The sequence below is a fragment of the Brevibacillus fortis genome (assembly GCF_003013395.1).
Taxonomy (GTDB): Bacteria; Bacillota; Bacilli; order Brevibacillales; family Brevibacillaceae; genus Brevibacillus; species Brevibacillus fortis.
In genome coordinates, this window is record NZ_PXZM01000041.1 from 63400 (window position 1) to 70517 (window position 7118).

Below are 7118 nucleotides of genomic sequence, written 5' to 3' on the forward strand. Positions count from 1 at the left end.
TGATTTTTATAAAGGGGATGCCTAGTGGGGGTGTTGACAAAAAGGGTTAGGGAACCAATGCCCTAACCCTTTTGCCGTTTTTTCACTTATACGCTGTTGGATTGTTTTGTTCCGTAACCTGTGATTAGTTCGCTTTTATCATTCGTTTAATGTTAATTGCCATTGCTGAAAAGAGGCAGTGTTCGGATACATTTCGAATGCCTCTTTTGTATGTTTCTTTTAAGTTATGCTGCCTTTTCATTGTACCGAAGGTACCCTCGCACCATATTCTTCGTTGCCTTTGGATAACACTGTACTCTTGGCTTTGCTTCCTTGCTTGGTTGCGTTCTTTAGCCTCTTGGAATAATGGTCTTTCTATTGTTTTGCGAGATGCGGTTTGCCCAAAACATTGTTGGCGTAACTCACAAGACTTACAGTCCTTTGTTTGGGCAGCATAAATTTTGCTATAACTTTGTTTCCAACTGTGCCACTTAACATGAGTAAATTGAAGTGCCTTGCCATTCGAGCAATAATAGGCATCGTTCATTTCATCAAATGTAAATCGTACTGACCTTTCGGTCTGATCAATACCACCTTTTATCGGAGAGATATAACCGGTTATCTTTAAATTTTCTAATTCATGGTGTACTCCAGAGCGATCATATCCTTTATCTGCTCCTACTTTGCCAATATGTAAACCATATTTCTCTTTTTGTACCTGTAATCGTTTTATAAATGGCTCGTGGTCATTCACATTAGCAGCCGTAACGTGTATATCGGTTATGATTCCATGCTTAACGTCCACACTCGTATGCGCTAAATAGTGAAATCCCTTGGGTTTATTAGGACGGTTCAATAAACCTGACTCCGGGTCTGTTGTGCTCTGTTGTACTTCCTTTTCAGGAGGAGAGGATTTAGGTTTTCTCCCTCGTTTTTTCCTAGTAGGGTCGTTATCTCTGTCATTTTCAATTCTCCGTGCTTCCTTTTCTAGCTCTTCAAGGTACTCAGTAGGCTTCTTCTCCACTAAAACTTTTTCTGACCTATTGATCGATGCATTCGCTTTGACGTGAGTAGAATCAACAACAATTATTTCCCCAGTAACTAAACCCGTTCGAATACATTCCGAGACGATGTGATCGAAGATCTCCTGAAAAATATGACTTTCTTTAAATCTACGACGACGGTTCTGGCTCAGTGTGGAATGATCGGGAACAGTATCAGCTAAGTCCAATCCTAAAAACCATCGATAGGCCAAATTCACTTGGATCTCTTGTTCCAACTTCCTTTCGGAAGGGATGCCGTAAAGATACCCTATAAGGATCATTTTCATTAACAAAACTGGATCAACTGAGCGACGACCGACAGGCGAATATAAATGTTGCACTTTCTCATAGATAAAAGAAAAATCAATCTTATTACGAACAACTCGTAAAAAATGATTCTCGGGTACGAGATCATCCAAATTTAAGAACATAAACTGGTGCTGTTTGTCTCCATCGATTCCCATCATGAGATAGCCCCCCCAAAATAAAAAGAACCGTATAGAAATGATTTCTACACGATTCCCAGAAACCCCTATCTCTACGGAAATTTGTCAACAACCCCCTTCAGGAGGTCCTTTTTCAATAGAACAAATGGTGATTTTAATAAAAAAGCTGACACCGGTTTAGGACCGATGCCAGCTTGCTAGTAACGATTATGAGCGGATTCTTCTGACCACGAAACAATTAAGGCGTCATGAACTGTTGCACGAGTTCAGCGTTTTCCGTCATGAATTTTTCTGTGTTTTGCATGATTTCTTGTTGCGCTTCCATCATCTGTTGGTCAGTTACCTTAGCGAAATTGATGGAGTTGTCAGCAGACATAGCTGGAATTTCTAATGCTTTACCGAATTCAGCCTTGGACTTCAGCTTGAAGCTAAAACCTTTTGGCATATCTGGAGTAGGGTTCGAGAAGTTCACTTTTACCGTACCATCAGAATCTACACCATTGTCTGTCTTCGTCTCGTTCACAGAAACATTTCCAGTCAGAGCAACAGGGTTGGAGGAATATTCGTCTGCCACCACGAGGGCAAAGTCATAAGTTCCGGTTTTTTTCTTGTCTTGCTTGGTTGTCTCGAAAGTAGTCGAGAGGTCCAGAATTGGCTGATCGGTCTCTTTCGCCAGGACGCTGAACTTGCCCTTTGTCTTGTCTTTTTCTTCTGTCGTTCTGTACGTGAAGGACATTTCGCCACGTTGCAGATCAGACAGGTTGTGCAGGGAGTAGCGGTAGTACGTTTCTGCACCTTTATCGTAGGAAACACTGCTGTAGACCAGGTGATCTTTTTGCTCTTTGCCGTCGAACAAGAGCTTGCGGGACAAGATTTGGTGGTCGCTATCCACGAGCACGACCATTCTCAATTGGTCAGTCGATTTGGTGTCTGTATCTTCTGTATCCTTGATGATGTCATCGAAGGCTTGCTCGTAATTTTTCTTGAATTCTTCTTTGCTGATTTCCTCTACTTTGTAGCCGCTGTCGAGCATCAGTGTAGCCACATTGTGGTAGCGGCTGTAGATCAGGTCAAACAGCTTCTGGTCTGCTTTTGCCTTCTCTGCAATTTGCTTCGTCAGAGCCACGCCTTCTGCGGAGTTAAAAGTAACGGTGATCTCCCGTGCATCTTCCTTGAGTCCTTCTTCGGAGAAGGAAACCTCTTTTTTGATGCTTACCTGGCTGTCTTTGATGCTGTCAGCATAGAGCATCGCATACGGAGTCATGACTGTTTTGAGTTCATCTTGGTTAAAATTGATAGCTTCATGTAAATCACTATAGCTCACGAAGCGCTTCGGCAGTTCCTCGCCCATCTTTTCCTTGAGAGCATCGCGATCTTTCAAGTCCATAAACGCGTATTTGGAGTAAAACTCTGGAGCCTTGAAGCCCATGATGGAATCATTCATGAAGTACTCAAGGGTAGCCAGCTTTTTATCTTGGAGGTGAATCTCCAGGTTACCGGATTGCTGGTTTTTCTGTTCATCGATGTTGCTTTGCATCACGAGCTTCGCTTTGCCCAGCATGTCGAGAATTTTTTGCGCTTGCGGGTCCGGGATCGTTGCATCTAGGGCAATTTCACTCAACTCAGTGGTGGAATGAACTGGTTTTTCCAGGTATGGCTTCATGTAGTCTTGGTATTCCCCGTAAGCTTTGGATACGTCGCTTGAAAATTTCATCATGCTCTCCGCTTCCGCTTGCAGGTAAATCGTTTTTGCGCTCTTAAACAAATCGTACTTGGCATAGGCGGTTCCTAATCCACCCAGCACAACGACAGCCGCTGCCCCCGCGATCAGCCATACTTTTTTCTTGCTTTTGCGCGGTGGGTTCACGTTTGTTGCAGTTTCCATCTTGTCTCTCCCCTTTTTGCTCTCTCTCTTTGGTGAGTACGATGTGCGTAATGAATTTGCGCACTCGATTTTGTATTGTACCATAAGGAGGATGGAGGGGAACGATTTCCAGTAAAATTCTTCAAAAAAGAGGAAGAAAGACCCAAATGGTTGCATTCTTCCTTCTTTTGTATGCATATAGAACAAAGAAACAGCGACAGCAGGGGGAGATCACGTGGATTTTCGGGTACTGCAAACGTTTATGGTGGCGGCCACGACAGAAAATTTTCACCAGACAGCAGAAGCGTTGTTCATTGCGCAGCCTACTGTCAGCCAGCATATACGACAATTGGAAAAAGAATTGGGGATCAAGCTGTTTGAACGGGTTGGCAAACGCGTTCGGTTAACGGCTGCGGGCAAACGCTACTTGCCACATGCAAAAGGACTTCTCGCACAGTGGCATAACAGTATGGAGGACTTGCAGGCATGGAGACAGGGCTATCGGGAAAAGCTTCAACTGGCTGTTTCGCCGATTATTGCCCGTGCTCGTTTTTCTCATTTGCTGCACCGTTACACCAAGCTCTATCCTGATGTAGATATCTCGATTAAAATTGTCGACTCCGTGGAAATCGGCCCGCTGGTTCAAAATGGACAGGCTGATCTGGGCTTAACCCGGATGGTGCCGGGAGAATTCCAGTTGTCTACGTATCTTTTGTACGAAGATCCTGTTGTTTTTGCAGTTCCTCACAGTGGCGGAGATATGGAGGCACCTTTGCCTGATTGGGAGCAGGAGGTGCAATCGAACCGTTTGCTGACCCACAATCACCCGGGCTACTGGGATGAGTTGCTGTTGCTTTTGCGTCAGAGGGGGCTTTCCTTGCGTACGATGGCTGTTTCGCAGGTAGACATTACAAAGCGATTCATCGAGGATGGATTGGGCGTTTCCTTTTTGCCTCGGACGGCTGTCGATCGGGATTTGTTTGAAAACCGTTTTATTGAACTGCCTACACCTGGCCTTGTTTTACCGAAGGTCGCTTCTTATTTGCTGGTACCCAAAGCAGGGATTAGTGAGCCAGCGCAGCATTTTATAGATATTTTGCAGTCTTTGTATCCACCGATGCCACTTGTTCAGTCGGGGGGACGGACATAAAAGATAACAAGCCTGTAAGGTAGATGTAAGGTGAATCGATAGTTTTGCTCAGTATATGTAACCTATACTGAACCCTGCTTGAAGACAGCAGGGAGGAATGACGAATATGCAGGCTGAACCAATCGCACAGAAGGATCGGATTTATTCTATTGATATTGTAAGGGGATTAGCTTTGTTCGGGATTTTGCTGGTGAACTTGCCAGGCTTTGTCATGTATTCGGAAGACGTTCCTATGCCAATGGAGGCAGGGATCGATGCATGGCTTCGCTTGAGCTATGATTTATTCATTCAGACGAAATTTTTCGGGATTTTTTCGTTTCTGTTTGGCTTAGGTTTTTACATTTTCATGTCAAGGGCTGAACAGCGTGGACAAAAAGTATTTCGTCTCTTCAGCAGACGGTTGTTCGCGATGTTTTTCATTGGTGTGATTCACGTCATTCTTTGGTTCGGAGATATTTTGACGGTGTATGCACTGCTCGGCTTTTTACTCATGCCTTTTTATCGAAGAAAGCCTTCTACGATTCTAGCATGGGCAGCCAGTCTGGGAGGAGTGTACATGCTCACTCAAGGCGTGGCGCTCGTGCAGACGCTCAATGGTCAAGAGGTCTATCCGTTTATCGCAACATTACAGTCGACAATGATACCGATTTTCGTGATGTTCCTGTTTGGCTTGTATGCGGGAAAACGTGGTTTGATTGCTCAAATTCGCGAGTATAAGCCGTTGTTGAAAAGAATCGCTGCTACTACCTTAACAATCAGTCTTCCAATCGCAGCAGGCATTGTTTGGGCGAGCGGTGTCGTCTTTGGTCCAAAGCTTGAGTCGGTGAACAAAATATTGGTTGATCTGAGTACGCTGCCTATGGCGCTGTGTTTGATAGCCAGCTTGTTTCTATTGCTTGATCGTGAGCTGGTACGGAAGGTTCTCCAGCCATTTGCCTACACGGGACAAATGGGGTTAACGACTTATTTGGGCCAGACAGTCATCATGACCATCCTGATTGCTTTGTTCGGTATTACGGCAATGCCGCTTTCTTCTTGGTTTTTGCTCGCGCTGCCGATCTATGCGTTTCAATTACTCGTAAGCTGGCTGTGGCTGAAGCGTTTTAACCAGGGGCCGATGGAAAAGCTGTGGCGTTTTCTGACGTACGGACGTAAAAAGAAGACGGTTCCAGCTCCTGCTAACTGATTGTAAAACGTGATCAAAACCCCGGTTTTCTTCTATTTCCCTTCACGATTATGAATCGATATACTGGAGAGAAAAGAGACGAAAATGGAGTGGTGATGATGACAAAACAACATCCTTTGGCTATCGGCTTGGATGGTATCGCCGTAGCAGAAACAGACCTTAGTTTGGTGGATGGGATTAATGGACTGCTGGTGTATCGTGGTCATTGGGCACGTGATTTGGCTATTCACCACACATTTGAGGAAGTGGCACACCTGCTCTGGTTCGGACATTTGCCAAGCGAGCAGGAGTTGACTGATTTAAAAGATAAGCTCAAAGCAAATCGTGAGCTGCCGGAGCACGTAAAGGGAATCCTGAAGCTGATCCCGGCAGATGTAGATATGATGAGTGTACTGCGTACAGGTGTTTCGGCACTGGGCAGTTCCTCGCACGGCTTCCCGCCGACTATGGATGAAGTGATTTCGCTGGCTGCCAAGATGCCGACAATCGTTGCCTATCGCTTCGCTTGTCTGGAGGGCCGCGAGCCCTTGGCACCGAATCCGGAGCTGGATCATACAGCGAACTATCTGTATATGCTCAAGGGTGAAAAGCCGAAAGCGGCACATGTTCGCGCACTGGATGCGTACCTGATTTTGACGCAGGAGCATGGCATGAATGCATCCACGTTCTCCGGTCGTGTCGTCAGCTCGACCGAATCCGATCTGATTTCTTCCATTACGGCGGCAATCGGAAGCCTGAAAGGTCCTTTGCACGGCGGCGCTCCATCTGAAGTGACGGAAATGATCGAGGCTATCGGTACGAAAGAAAATGCTGAGCCATGGCTGCGCAACAAGCTGGAGAGCGGCGGACGCTTGATGGGCTTCGGACACCGTGTCTATAAAACGATTGATCCGCGTGCAACTGCTCTGCGCGTCGTTGCATCCGAGCTGTCGTCCAACGATCCGTGGTTCGATCTGGCGACACACGTAGAAAAAGTAGGCTTGCAGCTGCTGGAAGAGTACAAACCAGGCCGCAAACTGAATACAAACGTAGAGTTTTTTGCCGCAGCTGTCATGCGCGCGGTGGGCTTGAACGACAATTTGTTTACACCGACATTTGCCGTGAGCCGTATGGTCGGTTGGAGTGCGCACGTACTGGAGCAGGCAGGCAAAAACCGCATTATTCGCCCGCAATCCAATTACATCGGCACCATGCCAGAATAATCGAGACGTTAATCATGAAAGCTATCCGTTATGCGGGTAGCTTTTTTTCGTGTTTTATAAATGTGGCTGCGGTGGGGAGAAGAATATTTCCAGTCTAGGCTCCAGGCTCCGTCCTGCTGGGGGCTGAGACTGTCCGCTCCAAAGCGATTAGCGGGGAAACGCAAAAGTGGTAGCCGCTTCGTCGCTTGGCACGTTGCGTTTCTGTTGCCCGCTAATCCCTTCTCCGCTTGGTAGGACTCCACAAGTCG

At 46.2% G+C, this 7118-nt stretch carries 5 protein-coding genes; 3 read left to right on the forward strand and 2 right to left on the reverse strand.

Annotated elements, in window-relative coordinates; genetic code table 11:
• Positions 1–124 precede the first annotated feature (124 nt).
• Both C7R93_RS24255 and C7R93_RS24260 read right to left on the reverse strand, forming a co-directional pair.
• Positions 125–1489, reverse strand: coding sequence for an IS1182 family transposase (locus tag C7R93_RS24255; protein ID WP_106841223.1), 1365 nt, complete (start codon positions 1487–1489; stop codon positions 125–127).
• A 217-nt stretch (positions 1490–1706) separates the two neighbouring features.
• On the reverse strand, positions 1707–3353 hold the full coding sequence (locus C7R93_RS24260) for a DUF6583 family protein (protein WP_106841224.1): 1647 nt from the start codon (positions 3351–3353) through the stop codon (positions 1707–1709).
• 214 nt (positions 3354–3567) lie between these two features.
• Here C7R93_RS24260 and C7R93_RS24265 point away from each other — a divergent pair, with 214 nt between their 5' ends.
• The 3 genes from C7R93_RS24265 (at position 3568) to C7R93_RS24275 (ending at position 6870) form a co-directional block, all read left to right on the forward strand.
• Positions 3568–4482 carry a LysR family transcriptional regulator gene (locus tag C7R93_RS24265; RefSeq protein ID WP_106841225.1) on the forward strand — a complete coding sequence of 305 codons (915 nt, stop codon included), beginning with the start codon at positions 3568–3570 and terminating at the stop codon, positions 4480–4482.
• 97 nt (positions 4483–4579) lie between these two features.
• Positions 4580–5668, forward strand: a complete 1089-nt coding sequence (locus tag C7R93_RS24270; protein ID WP_244191649.1) for a DUF418 domain-containing protein — start codon at positions 4580–4582, stop codon at positions 5666–5668.
• Between the two features lie 98 nt (positions 5669–5766).
• Positions 5767–6870 (forward strand): citrate synthase/methylcitrate synthase, encoded by a 1104-nt coding sequence (locus C7R93_RS24275; RefSeq protein WP_106841227.1) that lies wholly within the window; start codon positions 5767–5769, stop codon positions 6868–6870.
• The last annotated feature ends 248 nt before the right edge of the window (positions 6871–7118 follow it).